At 43.8% G+C, this 19,740-nt stretch carries 18 protein-coding genes; 11 read left to right on the top strand and 7 right to left on the bottom strand.

Annotated features, from left to right (window positions below; genetic code table 11):
• Positions 1-164: 164 nt before the first annotated feature.
• From EO93_RS15990 to EO93_RS15960, 7 genes are all read left to right on the top strand, one after another.
• Complete coding sequence (locus tag EO93_RS15990) at positions 165-434, top strand: ferritin family protein (protein WP_048132421.1); 270 nt, start codon at positions 165-167, stop codon at positions 432-434.
• A 228-nt stretch (positions 435-662) separates the two neighbouring features.
• Complete coding sequence (locus EO93_RS15985; RefSeq protein WP_048132397.1) at positions 663-1,121, top strand: DNA polymerase ligase N-terminal domain-containing protein; 459 nt, start codon at positions 663-665, stop codon at positions 1,119-1,121.
• Between the two features lie 234 nt (positions 1,122-1,355).
• Complete coding sequence (locus EO93_RS15980) at positions 1,356-1,727, top strand: STAS-like domain-containing protein (RefSeq protein WP_048132419.1); 372 nt, start codon at positions 1,356-1,358, stop codon at positions 1,725-1,727.
• Positions 1,720-2,343 carry a PIN domain-containing protein gene (locus EO93_RS15975; RefSeq protein ID WP_048132395.1) on the top strand — a complete coding sequence of 208 codons (624 nt, stop codon included), beginning with the start codon at positions 1,720-1,722 and terminating at the stop codon, positions 2,341-2,343. Before EO93_RS15980 ends, EO93_RS15975 begins: the two co-directional genes overlap by 8 nt.
• Before the next feature lie 472 nt (positions 2,344-2,815).
• Positions 2,816-4,309, top strand: a complete 1,494-nt coding sequence (locus EO93_RS15970; RefSeq protein ID WP_048163596.1) for a hypothetical protein — start codon at positions 2,816-2,818, stop codon at positions 4,307-4,309.
• A 703-nt stretch (positions 4,310-5,012) separates the two neighbouring features.
• The gene (locus EO93_RS15965) at positions 5,013-6,524 is read left to right on the top strand and encodes a hypothetical protein (RefSeq protein WP_048163594.1); all 1,512 of its coding nucleotides are present in this window, start codon (positions 5,013-5,015) and stop codon (positions 6,522-6,524) included.
• A 632-nt stretch (positions 6,525-7,156) separates the two neighbouring features.
• On the top strand, positions 7,157-8,506 hold the full coding sequence (locus EO93_RS15960) for a hypothetical protein (protein ID WP_235284310.1): 1,350 nt from the start codon (positions 7,157-7,159) through the stop codon (positions 8,504-8,506).
• 413 nt (positions 8,507-8,919) lie between these two features.
• On the opposite strand, the gene EO93_RS15955 is transcribed toward EO93_RS15960, so the two are convergent.
• Both EO93_RS15955 and EO93_RS15950 read right to left on the bottom strand, forming a co-directional pair.
• Positions 8,920-10,221, bottom strand: coding sequence for a phenylacetate--CoA ligase family protein (locus tag EO93_RS15955; RefSeq protein WP_048163591.1), 1,302 nt, complete (start codon positions 10,219-10,221; stop codon positions 8,920-8,922).
• Positions 10,222-10,632: 411 nt separating this feature from the next.
• Positions 10,633-11,700: a TIGR00374 family protein gene (locus tag EO93_RS15950; protein WP_048163589.1), complete on the bottom strand. Its 1,068-nt coding sequence runs from the start codon at positions 11,698-11,700 to the stop codon at positions 10,633-10,635.
• Positions 11,701-11,991: 291 nt separating this feature from the next.
• Between EO93_RS15950 and EO93_RS15945 the strand changes: the two genes are divergently transcribed.
• The 3 genes from EO93_RS15945 to EO93_RS15935 all read left to right on the top strand — a co-directional run bounded on the left by EO93_RS15945 (position 11,992) and on the right by EO93_RS15935 (position 15,098).
• Positions 11,992-12,840, top strand: coding sequence for a type II CAAX prenyl endopeptidase Rce1 family protein (locus tag EO93_RS15945; RefSeq protein ID WP_048163587.1), 849 nt, complete (start codon positions 11,992-11,994; stop codon positions 12,838-12,840).
• Between the two features lie 442 nt (positions 12,841-13,282).
• The gene (locus tag EO93_RS15940; protein WP_048133672.1) at positions 13,283-13,555 is read left to right on the top strand and encodes a DUF1294 domain-containing protein; all 273 of its coding nucleotides are present in this window, start codon (positions 13,283-13,285) and stop codon (positions 13,553-13,555) included.
• 433 nt (positions 13,556-13,988) lie between these two features.
• The gene (locus tag EO93_RS15935) at positions 13,989-15,098 is read left to right on the top strand and encodes an inositol-3-phosphate synthase (protein ID WP_048133671.1); all 1,110 of its coding nucleotides are present in this window, start codon (positions 13,989-13,991) and stop codon (positions 15,096-15,098) included.
• A 265-nt stretch (positions 15,099-15,363) separates the two neighbouring features.
• Here EO93_RS15935 and EO93_RS15930 read toward each other — a convergent pair whose 3' ends face one another.
• The 5 genes from EO93_RS15930 to EO93_RS17835 all read right to left on the bottom strand — a co-directional run bounded on the left by EO93_RS15930 (position 15,364) and on the right by EO93_RS17835 (position 18,447).
• The gene (locus EO93_RS15930; RefSeq protein ID WP_048163586.1) at positions 15,364-15,648 is read right to left on the bottom strand and encodes a ferritin family protein; all 285 of its coding nucleotides are present in this window, start codon (positions 15,646-15,648) and stop codon (positions 15,364-15,366) included.
• Positions 15,649-15,766: 118 nt separating this feature from the next.
• A complete protein-coding gene (locus tag EO93_RS15925; protein ID WP_048163584.1) occupies positions 15,767-16,906 on the bottom strand; it encodes a sorbosone dehydrogenase family protein in 1,140 nt (379 codons plus the stop codon).
• Between the two features lie 28 nt (positions 16,907-16,934).
• The gene (locus EO93_RS15920) at positions 16,935-17,372 is read right to left on the bottom strand and encodes a hypothetical protein (protein ID WP_082107692.1); all 438 of its coding nucleotides are present in this window, start codon (positions 17,370-17,372) and stop codon (positions 16,935-16,937) included.
• A gap of 556 nt (positions 17,373-17,928) precedes the next feature.
• Positions 17,929-18,078 carry a hypothetical protein gene (locus EO93_RS17840; protein WP_162198716.1) on the bottom strand — a complete coding sequence of 50 codons (150 nt, stop codon included), beginning with the start codon at positions 18,076-18,078 and terminating at the stop codon, positions 17,929-17,931.
• Between the two features lie 144 nt (positions 18,079-18,222).
• A complete protein-coding gene (locus EO93_RS17835) occupies positions 18,223-18,447 on the bottom strand; it encodes a hypothetical protein (protein WP_048133665.1) in 225 nt (74 codons plus the stop codon).
• A gap of 175 nt (positions 18,448-18,622) precedes the next feature.
• Here EO93_RS17835 and dinB point away from each other — a divergent pair, with 175 nt between their 5' ends.
• Positions 18,623-19,732, top strand: a complete 1,110-nt coding sequence (gene dinB / locus EO93_RS15905) for a DNA polymerase IV (RefSeq protein WP_048163605.1) — start codon at positions 18,623-18,625, stop codon at positions 19,730-19,732.
• The last annotated feature ends 8 nt before the right edge of the window (positions 19,733-19,740 follow it).

Here is a 19,740-nt window from a genome sequence, read left to right as displayed (position 1 = left end):
CTTTAGCTGTACTTTTAGTGGGGATAACTGTAAATTACGGCATTAAAGAAAGGAAGGAATTACAAGCTTTCTCTGAGTAACGAAGTAAAGAGGGGGCTAAATAGAAAGAAACATTAAGTTTGCCTTTCCATATCTTACAGGGCATACTTACAGGGGGTAAAATCCTGCTTTCGGAAACACTTGCAGATCTAGAAAATACCAGCCAGAAAGACATTGATAAGGAAATCCTGAGAGCCGCAATGATCGCAGAACTGGATGCTATCAATATCTACGAACAGATGGCAAACCTGACTAAAAACGAGGAGATCCGTACAATTCTCCTTGACATCGCCAGGGAAGAAAAGATCCATGTAGCCATGTTTGAGACCGTGCTCCTGCAGACTGATGAGGAGTTTTTGCAAGTCTACGTAGACTATGCGCTTGCCAGAAAATGAACGAAGAATAGTTCGCGCCTTCTTTTTTTAACTTTTTATGAATTTTCTTCATCGATTTTCAGTGATTTTCTTCATAAGCTTCTTTTTCAAATTATCAGTGATCTTCTTCATAAGCCTCTTTTTCAAGCTTTACGGGTCATAAGGCAGAAAGCTCCGATGCTTTAGCTAGGAGTAGTTTACCGCATAATCCTTTATACTCCTCAACACCATATTTTCTATTGATCTTCCATGCTTGAGGAATATGCGAAGAAGAGAGATTTTGAAAAGACCTCCGAACCTCCAGCTAATGGTTTAGAAAAAAGTTTCGATAAACCTGTTTTTGTGGTCCAGCGCCATGATGCAACCAACCTTCATTATGATTTTCGCCTGGAGATGGATGGGGTCTTGAAAAGCTGGGCAGTCCCTAAGGAGCCGCCTAAAAATGCCGGTACCAAAAGACTTGCTATCCAGACTGAAGACCATCCGCTCGAATACGCCGATTTTGAGGGAGAAATCCCTGAAGGAGAGTACGGAGCCGGCAAGGTTGAGATCTGGGATAAGGGTACTTTTGAGCTTCTGAAGCGTAACGAGAAAGAAATTGTTGTAACTCTTCATGGGGAAGAGCTCGAAGGGGATTATGTACTGATAAGGACAAAGTACGGAAAAGAGGACAAAGGATGGCTTTTTTTCAAGAAAAAAGCTGATTGAAGAGTTATTGGCAGCAGGATTTTTTGGTCAACTGAAAGGTAAACCGACAAAGTTATTGAAGGGTAGCAGGAAAAAGTGTAAAGAAGAATTAGTAAAAGGTATTGAAGGAAAGAAAAATTGTAAAACTTTTTGAAGGGAAACTGGTAAAAGGGGTGAAGATTTTTGTCGCCAGGTGCCCGGCTCAAAATTATGCTTCTAATTGTGCCTTTTGATACACAATGCGGGAGTGATTTTATGGGAACGGTTACGGAAGAGAGGGTGAAAGTAAGAATTATTGAGACTGCAGGAAGCAATTGCTGTGTTGCAGCTTGTGATGGGCAGAAGGTGCATGACAGGATTGCAGATGATTTCCGCAAAAACCGGAAGGTTGAGCTCTCTTTTGCAGAGACTGACGAACTTACGCCTGCCTTTCTGAATGCGGCTGTGGGGCAGCTTTACGGGACTTTTCCGGCTGAGCTGATTGAAAAAACCCTTTCTTTTACGGATCTTGACCCTGAAGATGAAGCTATCCTCAAGAGGGTCATGGAAAGGGCAAAAAGCTATTTTGAACATGCATATTCCTGCAGAAAGGCGCTCAGGGATGTGATCGGAGGTGAAGATGCATAAGAGTGTCCACCGCGCAGTAGTTTATCCGTTAAGGCGCAGTGTGAAGCTTCGCCCTTTAAAAGCCCTGCCTGTAAAGCCCAGCCCGGCTCCTGTCCATTCCACAGTGACTTATGATTATCCTGCAGAACAGAGTTATTTCTTTGACACCAACATCTGGCTCTATATTTATGGCCCTATAGGCTGGCCTGACCAGAAGTCAGCCAGATATTCCAGAGTTTTAAAAGAAATCCGGGATTCAAACGGCACGATCTATATAAACTGCATGATTATCTCGGAATTTATCAATGCCTTCTCAAGAATCGAGTTCAAACAGCAGACCGATTATTCGAGGTTCAAGGAGTTTAGAAACTCGCTCAGCTTCCGTCCCATTGCCGAAGACATTGCTTCAAATGTCCGAAAAATCCTCCGAAATACCCTCGCCTGCGACCCTGACTTAAAAGTCATAGACCTTCCTGAAATCATGCACTTCTTTGAACAGGGAAAATACGACTTCAATGACCTCATCTTTGCAGAAATCTGCCGCACAAAGGGAATGGTTTTTGTAACCCATGACAAGGACTTCAGCGACATGGGAGTTGAGGTCCTGACCGCAAACGAGAAGCTGCTTCACAGGTGAGCAATTCTTCGATTTAGCTCATCAAGCGTCTTTGCCTGGTTAGAGATCTACTTCTATAATCTCGAGCCCTGATGCTGGCTAAATATATTTTTTAAGCCAGGGCCCTCCCTCTCTCAACGCCCGGCAGTAGCTTCCGATGACGAAGCAAACGGCTTTTCCCATGAAATCAAAAAAGAAGATAAATCATTCATCAGATCCTTCAAGTTCCTTCAATAATGACTGCAGAATAAGGAATCATGTGGACTGTTAACAGATCGACTCTCTAATTTTAGTCAACGTTCCACCAAGATTTCTAATATATTTAATTATAATTATATTATCTGTCGCAAAGGTTTACACTTAATTTTTAGAACGAATCAAAAGCACACTGTCTTAGAAGATGTTGAAGAGATCCTCTCTTTTCGAAGTGTAATTCTTCTTTTTTAGTGTAATTCTTTGCGAGAATAATTACAGCTTACGGGGGATATGGTATATGAAAAAGTATATCTTAGTTATACTGCTTGGCGTTTCGTTCATAATGTTAACAGGAACTGGCCTCGCGCAGAATGAAACATCTGATTCGGAGGCTTTTCGACAGGCTTTAGAACAGGACGGATTCACTGTACAGGACGGTGAGCTGGGATACTTTGATCTAATCAGATTATTAGAGGAAGGAGTATTGCCTTCTGCATATGGAAACAATCCCACCACAAAATATGTGGCATTTTTTGTTCCAGCGGCATCTGGTCATGAAGTAGATGAACGGATTTCTAAATTAACAAGTACACTCGGGATGAGCGGGAATACAACTCCGTTCTGGAACCTTGGTCCTGATGAAGCTGTTGTTTTCGTGGGAAGAACACCGCCGGAATGCAGGTACTTCAGTTACGATAATTACATTATGCACAGGACATATGGGAATGAGAAAAGATGGCTCTTTTCCAATATAGCAGATACGTTGAACAGCCTGGTTATCAAAACCGAAGGGACACCAGATGGACAGCCTGGAAATCCTTTCAATCAAACCACGGTAATAATCATTACGGCCGACAGAGGCATTGATCAACGCATCCGGGCTGCTGCCCAATCAGCGGGGTATTCGGATAACATAACCAACACCCAGATGCTTCCCTCATCCATATTAAACATGGGTCTGGAGAATAACTCCGATACATTTGCCGCATTTGTCCGCCCAGCCTTACTCAATGACACGCAGGCTGGTGATGATTATATAAATAATACACCTGCAACTGTTTTCCGGATTACTCCCAACGAATCTACGGAGCTGGACCCGTTTGATTATCCGGAGCTAAGGGTCCGCGGAACCGGGCAAACAGAGTTTGAGCTTACGGATGATCTCGAAGAGCTAAGGATTGCGATTCTTGACAAATATAACGAATCGAATGCCACAGAGCTTCCGACCAGTCAGGCAGTTCCTGTAGGGAGTGACGCTATTCAGAGAGGAATTAACGCTGTAGGTCCTAACAACGATGCATGCTATCTATGGACAGCAAACCAGACGGTCTCTTCGCCTACACCTCCTTTCTTTAACACCTCACAGTACTATCCTTTCCTGCAAGACCCGGCAATTACTCTGGGCAACGATACCAATGAATTCATAATCGTCTATGGGGTTAACCATGTAGCCACAGGAAAGGCGACGTACTCAAACTTCGCAATATACGGAGCTGATGTGTGGAATGGTGTCAGAGCAATCACAGACGCAGATTTCAGCGGGTCTGCTGAGGAATATCTCCCTGACAATCCCAATGCGAAATACCTTTATGTCTACAAACTCACAAGGAACTGCAGCGAAGGTGATCAATACTGCTATGAGGTTCCCTCCGGTGTGGGAGTTCACGGCATAGAGCCGGATCAACCACTTTTTGTTGCCTGGAGGGCCTACATGGAAAACTCTACAAAAACCGGGCCAGCCTACTCAGAGATCGTGTACGATAGGGCTATAAAGTTCGACCCAATGAGTTAAGGTAAAATTAGACAAAGAGAATGGGACGTTAAGGTAAATTCAAGCTCTGGCTGATATGTGTTATCTATGAACACATATCTTCATTTTTTATTATCTATAACGCCAGAGCCGTACTTTATTTTTGTCTATTACGGTTTTGCCTCCCGAATAAAGAGAGGTGGGGCTGGAACGATAGTCTTTGTTGCTTACTGGGCGAGGGCTAGCAGATCCACAAAACTCCTCCAATATCTTTTTGGTATTGGGGACGTTGCAAAATAAATTTTGTTATTTAGAATGGTTCTAATGAAAAATTTTCAAGTTCTAGCTTTTTTCAGGGTTACATTTGCTAAAATTCAGAATTTTCAGCTTCTTCGCATATTTTTCAGCTTCTTGCACACCTTTCAGCTTCTTCGTATTTTTTCAGCTTCTTTGCAGACTTCACGGGAAAGGCCGCTCTCCTGCGTCGAGCGGGAAGCTACCCGGGATCTTTGAAAGCAGTATAGTACAACCGGCTGTTGGGAGTATAACATGAAAAATGGGCTTTAAAGTTTTGATATGCGTTTTGGGCATTTCTGTGGCATTATTTTTATGAAATAGGGATAAGTCAAAACAGGTTGGGAGTAAGGAATCATTTGAACAATCAACAGATCAACTATCCAAGTTTAGTTAATGTCCTGACAAGGTTTCTAATATATTAAATGAAAAATTAACCTGGGGGATATATATGAAAAAATATATAATGGCTATAATAATTGGCATTGCTTTTATACTGTTAACAGGAACCAGCCTCGCAGCGAATGAAACGTATGATGCGGGGGCTTTTCAACAGGCTTTAGAACAGAATGGATTTGCCGTACAGGAAGGTGAAGTGGGTTACTTTGATTTTCTCAAGCTATTTGAGGAAGGAGTACTGCCTTCTGCATACGGAAACAATCCCACCACAAAATATCTGATATATTTTGTTCCACCGGCGCCTGGTTATGAAGTAGATGAACAAATTAGGCAAATAACCAGTACGCTTGGAGTAAAAGAGAATACAACTCCGTTCTGGAACCTTGGTCCTGATGAAGCTGTTGTTTTCGTGGGAAGAACGGCGCCGGAATGCAGGTACTTCAGCTACGACAATTTCATTATGCACAGGACAATTGGGGACGAGAGGAGATGGCTCTTCGCTAACATAGCAGATACGATTAATAACCTTGTTATCAAAACCGAAGGAACTCCAAACGGGTCGTCCGGGAATCCTTTCAATCAAACTACAATAATAATCCTTACTGCTGACAGAGGCATTGATCAACGCATCCGGGCCGCTGCCCAGTCTGCAGGATATTCGGACAATATAATTAATACCCAGGTGATGCCCTCAGTCATGCTGAACATGGGCCTGGAGAATGATTCCGATACATTTGCCTTATTTTTCCGCCCAGCTCTATTTAATGACACGCAGGCTGGCGACGATTATATCAATAATCCACCTGCAACTGTTTTCAGGATTACTCCCAACGAAACTGTGGAGCTTGACCCATATGATTATCCGGAGTTAAGGGTTCGTGGAACCGGACAAACAGAGTTTGAGCTTATGGATGATCTCGAAGAGCTAAGGATTGCGATTCTTGACAAGTATAATGAATCGAATGCCACAGAGCTTCCGACCAGTCAGGGAGTTCCTATAGGGAGTGATGCTATTCAGAGAGGAATCAATGGCGTAGGTCCTACCAACGATGCAGTTTATCTATGGTCCGCAAACCAGACAGCTTCTTCGCCGACACCTCCTTTCTTTGACACCTCGCAGTACTATCCATTCCTGAAAGATCCAGAAATTACACTGGGCAACGACTCCAATGAATTCATAATTGTCTATGGGGTTAATCATGCAGCCACAGGAAAGGCGACGTACTCGAATTTCTGCATATACGGAGCAGATGCATGGAACGGCGTTAAAGCAATCACAGACGCAGATTTCAGCGGGTCTGCTGAGGAATATCTTCCTGACAATCCTAATGCTAAATACCTGTATGTCTACAAGCTTGCCAGGAACTGCAGTGAAAATGACACATACTGCTACGAGGTTCCCTCCGGTGTGGGAGCTTATGGTATAGAACCTGATCAACCGCTTTTCATTGCCTGGAGACTCTATATGGAAAACACAACAAAAACCGGACCAGCCTACTCAGAGATCGTGTACGATAGGGCTATAAAGTTTGATCCGATGAGCTCTGGTAACATGAGCTCCTAATATTAAGTAAGTTCAAGCTCTGGCTGAATGTGTTACTTCAACACATTCCTTATCTTTTTGGCTATAACACCAGATCGTGTTTTATTATACTTTCTTGCTATTTAGAAAGGTTAAAATTGAGTAATTTTCAGGCTTTAACTGGTTTTTAGTGCTCTTCTAATAAAATTCAGGAAATCCATCTTTTTTGCGGCTTTTACGGAAAGGCCGCTCTCCTGCGTCGAGCGTGGAGTTGCTTCGGGTTCTAAATACAGTATTTACAACAGGCTGTTGGACTATAAGTGAAAAATAGCTTTAAAGTTTTGTTATACTTTTTGGGTATTTCTGTGGACTATTTTTACGAAATATGGATAAGTCAAAACAGGATGGAAGTTAAAACAGGATGGAGTAAGGGATTATGCAGACTGTTAGCAGATCAACTCTCCAAGTTTAGTTAATGTCCTGACGAGGTTTCTAATATATTTAATGAAAAATTAACCTGGGGGTTATATATGAAAAAATATATAATGGCTATAATACTTGGCATTGCTTTTATACTGTTAACTGGAACTGGCCTCGCAGCGAATGAAACCTACGACGCGGGGGATTTTCAACAGGCTTTAGAAAAGGATGGATTCACCGTACAGGAAGGTGAATTGGGGTACTTTGATTTTCTCAGGCTATATGAGGAAGGAGTACTGCCTTCTGCATACGGAAACAATCCCACCACAAAATATCTGATATTTTATGTTCCACTGTCGCCTGGTTATGAAGTAGATGAACAAATTAAGCAAATAACCAGTACGCTTGGAGTAAAAGAGAATACAACTCCTTTCTGGAGCCTTCGTCCTGATGAAGCTGTTGTTTTCGTGGGAAGAACACCACCTGAATGCAGGTACTTCAGCTACGAAAATTTTATGCTACACAGGACAATTGGGAACGAGAGGAGATGGATCTTTGCTACCTTAGCAGACACGGTAAACAACCTGGTTATTAAAACTGAAGGGACTCCAAATGGGTCGTCAGGGAATCCTTACAATCAAACCACGGTAATAATCATTACTGCTGATAGAGGCATTGATCAACGCATCCGGGCCTCTGTCCAATCAGCGGGGTATTCAGACGATATAATTAACACCCAGGTGCTGCCCTCGGTCATGCTGAACATGGGCGTGGAGAATGACTCCGATACATTTGCCTCATTTGTCCGCCCGGCTCTATATAATGACACCCAGGCTGGTGAGAATTACATAAATAATACACCTGCGACTGTTTTCAGGATTACTCCCAACGAAACTGTGGAACTTGACCCGTATGATTATCCGGAGTTAAGGGTCCGTGGAACCGGGAAAACAGAGTTTGACCTGATGGATGATCTCGAAGAGCTAAGGGTTGCTATTCTTGACAAGTATAATGAGTCAAATGCCACAGAGCTTCCGATCAGTCAGACAGTTACGACAGGGAGTGATGCTATCCAGAGAGGTATTAATGTTCTGGGTCCCGCTAACGACGCGTGCTATCTCTGGACAGCAAATCAGACTATCTCTTCGCCGACACCTCCTTTCTTTAACACCTCGCTGTACTATCCTTTCCTGAGAGACCCTGGAATTACTCTGGGCAACGATACAGATGAGTTCATAATTGTCTATGGGGTTAATCATGCAGCCACAGGAAAGGCGACGTACTCGAACTTCGTAATATACGGAGCTGCTGGGTGGAACGGTGTCAGAGCAATAACAGACGCAGATTTCAGTGGATCTGCTGAGGAATACCTCCCTGACAATCCTAATGCTAAATACCTGTATGTTTACAAGCTCACCAGGAACTGCAGTGAGGATGATCAATACTGCTATGAAGTTCCTTATGGTCGGGGAGCATATGGTATAGAACTGGATCAACCGCTTTTCATTGCCTGGAGGGCCTACATGGAAAACTCTACAAAAACCGGGCCAGCCTACTCAGAGATCATATACGATCGGGCTATAAAGTTCGACCCAATGAGTTAAGGTAAGAGGAACGGGATATTAAGGCAAATTCAAGCTCTGGCTGATATGTGTTACCTGCAAACACATATCTTCATTTTTAATATCTACAATGCCAGAGCTGTATTTTATAATACCTTTTTGTTGCTTAGAATGGTTGAAATGAAAAAATTTTAGGTTTCAGCTTTTTTCAGAGCTTCCTTTGATAAAATTCGAGGATTCCATCTTTTTTGCAGACTTCACGGAAAGGCCGCTCTCCTGCGTCGAGCGGGAGGTTGCTCGGGGTTCTAATAAGCAGTACTTCAAACCGGATGCTTTTTGGAAAAAGGAATTGAAATTTGGTTTAACGGACGCAAAAAAGAGTTAAAGGAAAATCAGAGAATAAAAATTCCCTGATTATTTAAGTTACTAAACAATAATTTAAAGCTTCGGGTGGCTCAGATCTGCGGCCTTCTGTCGATGATCCTCTTTGCCTTTCCTGTGGTCCTTTCGATGCTGCCTTTCTCAAGGAGTTCGACGTTTGTGCGGATGTTGAGGACGGATTTGAGTTCCCGCTGGACGTGGTCCTGGATAGCTTTGAGGTCTTTGAGGTCGCCGGTGAAGGCGTTTTCTTCGAGTTCGACTTCTACTGTGAGTTCATCGAGCATGTGTCTGTTCCGGTCGAGGATTAACTGGAAATGTTCGCTTACCTGAGGGATTCGGGAGATGACGTCCTGGATCTGGGAGGGGAAGACGTTGATTCCGCGGACGATCATCATGTCGTCTACTCTGCCGAGCAGGCGGGAGATCCTGGTTGTTGTCCGGCCACAGTCGCATTCGGACTCAAGGAGGCGGGTCATGTCACCTGTGCGGTATCTTATGTTGCAGAAGCCTTCCTTGTTGAGGGAGGTTAAGACGAGTTCGCCTTTTTCGCCTTCGGATACCTGTTCTCCGTTTTTATCCAGGACTTCGACGAGGAAGTTGTCGTTCCAGATATGCAGGCCGTTCTGTTCCTGGCACTCGAAGCCGACGCCTGGGCCCATCATTTCAGAGAGGCCGTAACAGTCATAGGCTTTGAGGTTCAGGCGCTTTTCAAGCTGTTTTCTGGTGTTTTCCGACCAGGGTTCGCCTCCGAAAATGGCTGCTTTTAAGGAGAGTTTGTCTATGAGGCCGAGATCTTCTGCAGTTTCTGCGAGGTAGAAAGCATAGGAAGGGGTGCAGTGGACTGCGGTTACCCCAAAGTCGATCATCATCTCAAGCTGCCTGGCGGTGTTGCCTGTTGCTGCCGGCACGACCATGGCTCCCATCCTCTCTACGCCGTAGTGGAAGCCCATGCCTCCGGTAAAAAGGCCGTAGTTCATGGAGTTCTGGATCACGTCGCCTTTTGAAAGCCCTATCATTGTAAGGCTCCGGGCGATCAGATCCGACCAGGTCTCAATATCCTTTGCAGTATATCCGACAACCGTGGGCTTCCCGCTGGTCCCTGAGGAGGCGTGAATGCGCACGATGTCCTCTTTCTTTGCAGCAAAAAGGCCGAATGGATAGTTGTCCCGAAGGTCTGTTTTGCGTGTGAAAGGCAGTTTCCGGACGTCCTCAAGGGTTTTGATATCCTCGGGAGCGACTCCAGCCTCTTTGAACTTCTGCCTGTAGAAAGGAACATTGTCATAGACCAGCTTTGCACTGTGCTGCAGGCGTTTCAGCTGTAGTCTCTTCATTTCTTCGGGATCCATTGTTTCATATTTCGGCTGCCAGTATTTCATTAAAAGGACCTTCTTTGGATTTGTAAAACCGTTTTCAGATTGTGAATATTGCTATGAACATAAACCCTATTCCGAACATAAACCCTATTCGTGCCATGTCTCTGCATGTCACAATATATTCCATAAATTCCTGTTTCGTAAATAAAGATCAGGAAAAAACAATCAGTACTGTAATTCTTTCCCACATATAAATATTGTTGAAGCAAACAGGACTGAAGAAAATCCTTCGGTATATGAAAAAACAATAACAGATTGAAAAAAATAACAGATTATTTGATAATCAATTATCTGATAACTGACCATTTATTTTGATGAACTTTTTAGATATGTGTCTTAACTCTTCATCTATAACTCTTCATCTGTAACTCTTCATCTGTAACTCTTCATCTGTAACTCTTCATCTGCATCTTTTCATCTATTCTGCAAGTAAAATGCAATCGGAAAGCCGATTAATGTGGGGATCCAGAACGAAAAAATCCTGTAGCTGAGGACGGCCACAACTGCTATCGGACCCGGCACTCCCAGGCCTGTGTACAGAGCCGCCATTGTACTTTCCACAATCCCAACCCCACCGGGGAGGAGAAAAGCCAATCTCCCGAAAAGCAGGGGCAGGCCATATCCTACAAGCAGGACGCTCGGCCCGATTGGGTTTCCGGCAGCTATGAAGAAAAAGTAAAGGGTCAGCATATCAAAGCTGGCGGTAAGTGCTGCCCCCATGGCCGGGCGCTTCCAGCCCCCTTTTTCGAGCAGGTCGAGGGCTGCAAACATACGGCAGACTGCGGTTTCAGTTGCCTTCGAGGTATAGGGCCTGTGCAGGACCCTGTAAAAAAAGGCAGCTTCCCTGACAGCTCCGGATGTGAACCAGTCCCTGTGGCTTTTTCCCCAGCTTATTGCTGCAATGCCCAGGCCCAGTCCACTAAGGATCAGGAGAAAGGCAAGGATCTGGGTGGAGGAAAGCTCGCGTACTGCCAGCAGCCGGAGTATTCCGGCAATTCCCAGTATTACTAATATTGTGTTGTTAAAAAGGGTGGGCAGGGTGCCTGCAAGCCCCGAACCTTCGGCGCTGACACCCTGTTTCCGTACCCAGCGGTATGTAGCTGCCCCATTTCCAAGTGGCCCTCCTGCAAGCAGTCCGATGCTTGCTGCAGCAAGGGTTATCAGTATGCCCCTGGGTACCGAGAGTTTCTGGTTTACGGTTACTGCAATCGAATGCAGGAGATAGCCGCTTCCCATATAGCTTATAGTCTGGGCAAGGGCAGCCAGCAGCACGGCCCACAGGGCCATTGTCCTGATAACCTGAAGGGATTCTTCAACTGAAGCAAGCTGGGGAAGGATCAGATGAACAGCCAGCCCCAGGAAAATAAGGGTTGGAAGGTAACGGCCCGCCTTCAAGACAAGTGGAGGAGGCGAAACCAGGCTTTTATGGTTATTATCTTGATTTTCCGGCGCCTGAAAACCTTCCTGTTCGTTTGGATCCATATCCAATCCTCTGAATTAGATCTCAAATCCCCTGACTTAGATATCCGGGTACTGTCCGTGAGTTATTGAGTAATTCGGGTAAAACTGGCACATCTACCTTTTTTGCATAAATTTGAAAACCACCGTTCGGTTTGCGGTTTTCAGTAACTGATCCCCAAGACCTGATTTTTGTGAAGTACTGAATTTAGTAATAATAGCACAATTAATAGCACAATTAATAGTACAATTAAGTTTCAATCAAAAGATATTTCGTAATAAAGAGTATTTATATTTGCTAAATGGGAGGTTTATATGGACACAAAAGTTATTCGCAATGTTGTTGTGTTTATTGTTGTTGTTGTTCTCAGTGGGTGGATAGGTATTCTTGTAGACTCTGTCCTTCCCGAGCAACCAGAGGGAGATTCTCTTGGTCTGGGGATATGGTTGGTATTGCCTATGCTGACTGCAATTGCAATCACTATCTTTTCAAAGGGCAATTGGAATGATTTTGGTTTCAAGCCGAATTTCAAAGGAAACATAAAATGGTACTTGATTGCTCCTTTGATTTTTCCTGTTGTAACAGCAATCGTTCTGATAATCGGAGCTACAACAAAATGGATTGACTTATCAGCATTCGACCTCAGATCTTTTATTTTGCTGTTTTCCAGTACTCTGTCATTTACTTTTATTAAAAATATTTTTGATGGGGCTCCTTTTCATGGTTATCTAACTTCACAACTCATCAAATTAAATCTTAATGATTGGAAGATATATCTCACTGTTGGCAGTCTTTGGGGAATCTGGCATGCTCCATATTGTCTGGTCTTTTTACCTGAAACAGATATCCAAGCAGTGTTACCTGTCAGCCGAGCTATATTTTTCATTGTTCTTATTATAACAATAATATGCTGGACGGTGATGTATGTTGAGCTTTTTAGGGTAACAAAATCAATTTGGCCAGGTGTTGTATTACATATGGTAGAAGATTCGCTAGTAAATCCTTTAGTTATATCAGGTTATATCAGCATTGTAGCAGGAAAAGAAATTCTTATTTCACCAATCATTGGGATTATTACTTCAATTCTTTACTTATTTGTTGGCTTAGGAATAAGAACTTATAGAAGACAGGCAAACCAGATGCTTTTAGTTAATGGAGAATAATATTTTAGGACTTACGCACTTGAAGTACAAAATCAAATCCAATATGCGTTGTGGGCAAATTCACTATTTGGACAGTTAAAGGTTTAATGCTATTGATTTTCAGTTCAACCGCGTAAGCCCTAAATTTCATACGCCATTTTTACCTATTACGAATTAAGGTAATGAGCGTGAGTTATTGAAATCCGTAAGCACAAGAACCTCTGTACATATTCCTCAAATACGGGAGATGTACTCGCTTTTTCTGAATTGATCAATAGCTCGCAGACACGACAGATATCCGATCCTCTGACATTAATATCCAATCCTCTGATCTTAGATCTCCATTCTCATTTTATTTTTCGTTTTCTGATAGCATTGACACAAAAATGAGGTCGAATTAAGGATAAACTATTTCCTGTAAAGCATCACAGCCTTTAATTATTATTACGGAGAATTCTTTTCCATGACAGAGACTGTTTACCTTCTTTTCCCTATCGTCTATGCTGTCCTTAACGCAGCTTCATTTGCCCTTTATGGGCTGGACAAATATAAAGCAAAAAAGGAAATGTGGCGAATCTCGGAAAAAACCCTGCTGGCGATTTCCCTTTTCGGGCCAATCGGCGCATGGCTCGGAATGATGCAGTTCAGGCATAAAACCCAGAAGCCCATGTTCAGGTACTCTGTGCCGGCTTTTATTGGAATTCACCTTCTTTTGGTGCTCTGGATAAACCTGTAAGTCTATAGCAACCTGTAATGCTTCTTATTACTGGATTTTGTTAAAGTCTCCTGTTAAGAGCATAAATTGATTCTAAAAGGTATAAGAGCCTTAAACATCATGGAATAGCTAAAACCGCATATAAAAGCTGGATATACAGTATCACATTAATTCTTTTTTTTGTAAAACGTTTTTTATAGTATTTTCTTCATAAGATAAGAGGCATCACAGTTTTCATTCCTTGTCCTGGATGGGGTACACTCTGGCGATTGGCTTTGGGAACTGCAGATAAATAGGGGACTGAGGAATTAAGATAACCTGGGTATTAAGATAACCGGGAAATTCAGACAACCTGGGAATTAAGATAACCGGGAAATTCAGACAATCTGGGAATTAAGATAACCTGGGAATTAAGATATCTGATACTATTATTGAGCTTATTTGGGGGGTTTCAATGGCAGGTAAAGATAGAATAAAAATTGCCATTGCAGGGGTTGGGAACTGTGCAAGTTCTCTTCTGCAGGGGATTGAGTATTACAGAAAAAAAGAGGATGCAGATGCAATCGGTCTGATGCATCAGGATCTTGGAGGCTACTTCCCATATGACATTGATGTGGCAGCAGCTTTTGATATTGACAGGAGGAAGGTTGGAAAGGACGTATCAGAAGCAATATTTTCTCTTCCAAACTGCACAGCTGCTTTCTGTCCGAATGTGCCGAAAGCAGGCATTGAGGTAAGCCTGGGAAGGGTTCTGGACGGCTGTTCCGAACACCTTATCAATTATCCTGAGGAATGCAGGTTCCTGCCTGTGGAAGGCGAGGGTGCGACAAAAGAGGATATCGTAAGCATCCTGCAGAATTCAGGAGCCGAGATTCTTTTAAATTACATGCCTGTAGGTTCCGAAGAAGCTGCCCGTTTTTATGCCGAATGCGCCCTTGAAGCCGGGTGTGCCTTTATCAACAACATGCCTGTTTTTATTGCGAGCAACCCTGAATGGGCAAAACGCTTTGAAGAAAAGAAGCTTCCAATCATTGGCGATGACATCAAGTCCCAGCTCGGAGCGACTATAGTTCACAGGACTCTTGCCGACCTTTTCAGGAAACGGGGAGTAAAGCTGGAAAGGACATACCAGCTTAACACAGGTGGAAATACCGATTTCCTTAATATGCTAAACCGGGACCGGCTTGTATCCAAAAAAATCTCGAAAACCGAAGCCGTTCAGTCCGTGCTTGCCGAGAGGCTTGAAAACGGAAATATCCACGTGGGTCCCAGTGACTATGTTTCCTGGCAGAAAGACAACAAAGTCTGCTTCCTGCGTATGGAAGGAAAACTCTTCGGGGACGTGCCCATGAACCTCGAACTCCGGCTTTCGGTAGAAGACTCTCCGAATTCTGCTGGTGTTGTAATTGATGCTATCAGATGCTGCAAACTGGCACTTGATAGGGGAAAAGGCGGAATTCTTTATCAGCCATCTGCATATTTCATGAAACACCCTCCAAAGCAGTATCCGGATGATGAGGCATACCGTATGATTGAGGAGTTTATTGCAGGGAATCAATATTGAAATAAACACTTAACGTAGAACACATAAAATAGAAATCCGTATTAAAGGAAATTGATACGGTAATAAAAGCAAAACAATTTCCAAATAAAAGTTAAAACAGTTAAGTAAGGACTTTCCCTGGAATCCTGAAAGCATCCAGAGAAAGTTCGAAGCTTAAAAATCAGAGGATTTATCCTACTTTTTATCTGGACAACTCTTCATTCTACTTTTTATCTGGACAACTCTTCATTCTACTTTTTATCTGGACAACTTTTCCTCGGACTGTTTATTTGGACAGCTCTTCTTCTACTTCTTCGGCTCCGGCTTCAAGTTCCTCCTTTTGCTGAGTATCGAACCGAAGTAAAAGCGCCTGAAACTCCCCAACGTGCGTTTTTTCTTCCTTTGCTATATCCAGCAGTACTGCTCTTATATTATCATTTTTGGTAAGAGCAGCCATCTGCTCGTAAAGGTTTACGGCATCAAGCTCGGCAATAATGCCGGCTCTGAGGATTTCTTTGTCGATCTCGTCTTCAGATACATTCTTAAGATCTATAGGAATTTTAGATAACAATTTATTCCCCCCTGCTTACTGTGTATGATGTATAATCATAAGTATTTTTACAAACATTGGAACTTTTTATGAAGGGATTATTAACTAGCTCCTCTGACGCGTTTGCAAGGTATTCGGATCAGCCGTAACTGATCCTGTAGATGGCATTATTTTTATCATCCGACACAAGCAAAGCTCCGTCAGGCATTACAAGGACATCCACAGGCCTTCCCCAGGCTGCAAGCCCCTGGAGCCAGCCTTCGGCAAAAGGCTCATAACTTACAGGGGTTCCGTTTTCCAGCCTGACCAGGGTAACCCTGTACCCTATGGGAATTTTCCTGTTCCAGGAGCCGTGCTCGGCAATAAAGATCTGGTTCCTGTATTCTTCAGGGAACATCGTGCCTGTGTAAAAGGTCATCCCAAGGGAGGCCACATGAGGGCCCAGTTTTACCTCAGGCGGCGTGAACTCGGAGCAGTTCCTGAGTCCTCCAAATTCCGGATCAGGGATATCGCCTGCATGGCAATAGGGAAAGCCGAAATGCATCCCTGGTTCAGGCGCCCTGTTGAGTTCGTCCGGAGGTGAATCATCCCCAAGCCAGTCCCTGCCGTTGTCAGTAAACCATAATTCTTCGGTTTCAGGGTGCCAGGCAAAACCGACCGTATTCCTTATCCCTCTTGCAAAGATTTCGAGCTGGCTCCCGTCCGGCTCCATCCTCATGATCGTTCCGTAGCGCTCGTCTTCCCCTTCGCAGACATTACACGGCATCCCCACAGGCACGTACAGTTTTCCATCGGGACCGAATTTGATGTATTTCCAGCCGTGTAAGCGGTCAGATGGGAAATCTCCGTTGACCACGACTGGCTCGGGCGGGTTTTCAAGCCTGGCTTCAATGTCGTCATAGCGGCTCACCCTGGAAACTTCGGCTACATACAGGGAACCGTTCATGAATGCCACCCCATTTGGCATATTCAGGCCCTCGGCAAGCACAATTACCTCATCGGTTTTATTGTCCCCATTCCGGTCAGGGATGGCATAGACTTTTCCAGTGTTAAGGCTTCCTACAAAAAGCGTCCCGTTTGGACTGAGGGCCATGGACCTTGCCCCTTCAATATTTTCGGCGTAATAATCAATGGAAAAACCGGGCTGGAGCTCGATGCAGGCCGGTCCGGTCCCGTTTTCCCCGCAGTTATCAATCGGCACGGTTCTCAGGACGGCATAAGCTGCAAAAATAAGGACAACAAAAACAAAAAATCCAAGTATTATCTTTGTTCCCTTCATCCCCCTCCCTTTTACTTGAAATTCACTCTCATTTGAGAGTCATTGCAGTGTTGATAAGTTCTTTTTCGGTTTCAGGGCTGGCGTATCCCTGCCCTTTCCAGCGGACAATACCTTCAGGGTCCAGTAAAAAAACGTAGGCAAGGTTTGTATTTTCCATTCCAAGGGCTTCCTGGTAGCTGGAATAGTCCCCATAAAAGGTGACCACGTTATCATGTTTTTCCACAGGTATCCCTCCTCTCATTCCGGAATCAATCATCCAGGAGAAGACCTTCCAGCCTTTGTTTATCATCGGGACTTCGTAGACCGCAAAAATGCTGTTTTTTCTGAACTCCTGCTCAAAAGGTTGAGCCCAGGAATCGATCATGCTCTGTGAACTTCGCACAAAAGCAATACAGATGAGTGCCACCTTTCCCTTCACTGCCCCCGGAAGGGTAACAACCCTACCTGCAAGTGATTTTGATGTGATTTCAGGGAACGGCTGTCCGATTATTTCTTTTCCGATTTTTGAACTGCTCTGCTCTGCTTTAATGAAATCCCCCCGGATTTAAGCTAAATAAAAATCGAAGATATTAAGATTATATATTTCTCGGCTTTATAGAAATGTTTTTTCAAGCCATAGTTCAAGCCACAGTTCAGGCCGCAGGATTCGAATATTGAAGTTTATTGTAGTACAAGTTTTTAGGGAATTGGAACTTCAGTCAAAAATGAAAAAATTTCTAGTTTCTATTAATTCCCTATAAAGTATATGTGAAGTTTAAAACATGTTCAGCAGCAAGAAGGCTTCAGAATAATTCAGAACCGGTAAGCTATTCAACAGAATAGGCTCTATTATAGAAAAATATATTATAGTAAGATATATTTAATATTTGCATCTCAGGTTAGGGTGTCCATTTTATACCATGGAGATGGAGTTTCAGCACCCTGTATGAAGGGTCTGTCACATTGGAGCCAGCAAGAATCGGCCGTCGGTGTCTCATTATTAAATTATGACAGCCCGTTTCATACTCACCTGACTTCACATTTTACGGTGATGATTTAATGAGGATAAATATTGCGCTGGCGTTGACATCAGTTGTCTTTATGATGACGTGGGTTACAGGTTTTGTGTCCGTCATATTCCGCTCCATGTCTATTATAACACCGGATTTTATAGCATCCGATTTACTCTTCATCACCATCATCGAATTGTTGAGCATTATCTCTCTTTTTGGTTCCTTGCTTTTCTTACTGGAAACCAGAAAAACACTCGCTCGCTGGTATCTGACAATCCCTCTGTGTATTTCTCTATCTGCATTCGTTATAACAAATTTTCTGGTCTATTCGAATGGTAAATCATTTCTCGGTGATCCGGTAAGCACAATAGAGACGCTCTGGATCATTATACTGGTGTTCCTGTCCCCCTGCTCTGCATTATTATTTTTAGCCTCAAATGGACACTGTGGTTCGACAAACGTATATGTTGCAGTTTCATCTGCAACCAGTGTTTTTTCTATGTTTTTTCTTATTCTCGCACTCAGAGAGATTTCAAAATGGTCGAGCATTGAGGCGGTGTTGTTGCCCCTGGCTTTTTACTGGACTATTTGCATGCCGGCTATAGGAGTGTGTTTTTTATCTAAAGCAACAATGTACGGGGCAGACAATGTACAGGAGGAACCGTCGGATTAATACTTTCACCCGACTTCCTCAAACCTTTTTTACATGTTTATTATATCTTATGTGATGCCTGCCCCCAATCCTGAAACGAAAACTTCCGAAAGGCGAATTACCTTCCATGTAGATATGGACAGCTTCTTTGCGTCTGTAGAGGTCAGGGAGAGGCCAGAACTTAAAGGGCTGCCCGTAGTTGTGGGTTCCGATCCTGAAGGAGGGTCAGGAAGGGGAGTTGTAAGCACCTGTTCGTACGAGGCAAGAAAGTATGGAATTCACTCGGCAATGCCGATTTCACAGGCTTTCAGGCTATGTCCGGGTGCCGTATTTTTGCCTGTGAACATGAAACTCTATGCAGGGGTCTCGGCAGGGGTAATGGAGCTTTTGCGGGGGTTTGCAGAAAAGTTCCAGCAGGTCAGTGTTGATGAAGCCTATCTTATACCGGGGCCTGAGATCAGGAATTTTGAAGAGGCTGCCCTCTATGCTCTCAGGATAAAGGACGAGGTGCAGAGGCAGCAGGGGATCACCTGTTCTGTGGGGGTTGGGCCTAACAAGCTTATTTCAAAAATTGCTTCGGGTTTTCAAAAGCCCGACGGGCTTACAGTTGTCAGGCCTGAAGATGTTCGGGATTTTCTCTTTCCTCTGCCGGTTTCTAAGATTCCGGGAATTGGAGAAAAGACAACGGAAACCCTGAAAGAGATGGGAATAAGCAGGGTAGACGAGCTTGCAGACTGTGATGTCCAGTTGCTTTCGGAAAAGTTTGGAAAAATGGGGCTCAGGATGAAGCAGCTTGCAAACGGGCTCGACTTTGAAGAGGTCGTTGAAAAGGAAGGCGTAAAGTCAATCAGCAGGCACGGAACCTTTGCAGAGGATACGAATGACCCTGTGAAAATCTCCGGGTCCCTGGATATTCTTATAGAGAGCGTGCACGGAGCTCTCCTGAAACACCATTTTCTTTTCAAAACCGTAACCCTTATAGTGCGCTTTGAGGACTTTTCCACTTATACGCGCTCAAGGACTCTCCCTATCTGGACTTCTGATATCTTCGTGATCAAAAGGACAGCCATTCAGCTTTTGTCGGAATTCATGGGCAGGCGGAAATTCAGGCTTGTAGGTGTGGGGGTCACAAAATTTAGAGAAAGAGATGAAAGGCAGACTCTGATTACGGATTTTCCTTAATTGGGTTT

This window comes from Methanosarcina sp. 1.H.A.2.2 (genome assembly GCF_000979975.1).
In the GTDB taxonomy this organism is placed as follows: Archaea; Halobacteriota; Methanosarcinia; order Methanosarcinales; family Methanosarcinaceae; genus Methanosarcina.
Note: the sequence above shows the minus strand (reverse complement) of the source record. Positions and strands in the feature narration are given on the sequence as shown.

Excerpts from the sequence above, each read along its gene's own strand:
- EO93_RS15985 (WP_048132397.1), top strand. The coding sequence starts at position 663 with ATGCTTGAGGAATATGCGAAGAAGAGAGATTTTGAAAAGACCTCCGAA.
- EO93_RS15980 (WP_048132419.1), top strand. The coding sequence starts at position 1,356 with ATGGGAACGGTTACGGAAGAGAGGGTGAAAGTAAGAATTATTGAGACT.
- EO93_RS15975 (WP_048132395.1), top strand. The coding sequence starts at position 1,720 with ATGCATAAGAGTGTCCACCGCGCAGTAGTTTATCCGTTAAGGCGCAGT.
- EO93_RS15970 (WP_048163596.1), top strand. The coding sequence starts at position 2,816 with ATGAAAAAGTATATCTTAGTTATACTGCTTGGCGTTTCGTTCATAATG.
- EO93_RS15965 (WP_048163594.1), top strand. The coding sequence starts at position 5,013 with ATGAAAAAATATATAATGGCTATAATAATTGGCATTGCTTTTATACTG.
- EO93_RS15955 (WP_048163591.1), bottom strand. The coding sequence starts at position 10,221 with ATGAAATACTGGCAGCCGAAATATGAAACAATGGATCCCGAAGAAATG.
- EO93_RS15950 (WP_048163589.1), bottom strand. The coding sequence starts at position 11,700 with ATGGATCCAAACGAACAGGAAGGTTTTCAGGCGCCGGAAAATCAAGAT.
- EO93_RS15945 (WP_048163587.1), top strand. The coding sequence starts at position 11,992 with ATGGACACAAAAGTTATTCGCAATGTTGTTGTGTTTATTGTTGTTGTT.
- EO93_RS15940 (WP_048133672.1), top strand. The coding sequence starts at position 13,283 with ATGACAGAGACTGTTTACCTTCTTTTCCCTATCGTCTATGCTGTCCTT.
- EO93_RS15935 (WP_048133671.1), top strand. The coding sequence starts at position 13,989 with ATGGCAGGTAAAGATAGAATAAAAATTGCCATTGCAGGGGTTGGGAAC.
- EO93_RS15925 (WP_048163584.1), bottom strand. The coding sequence starts at position 16,906 with ATGAAGGGAACAAAGATAATACTTGGATTTTTTGTTTTTGTTGTCCTT.
- EO93_RS17840 (WP_162198716.1), bottom strand. The coding sequence starts at position 18,078 with ATGAAGAGTAAATCGGATGCTATAAAATCCGGTGTTATAATAGACATG.
- EO93_RS17835 (WP_048133665.1), bottom strand. The coding sequence starts at position 18,447 with ATGCTCGACCATTTTGAAATCTCTCTGAGTGCGAGAATAAGAAAAAAC.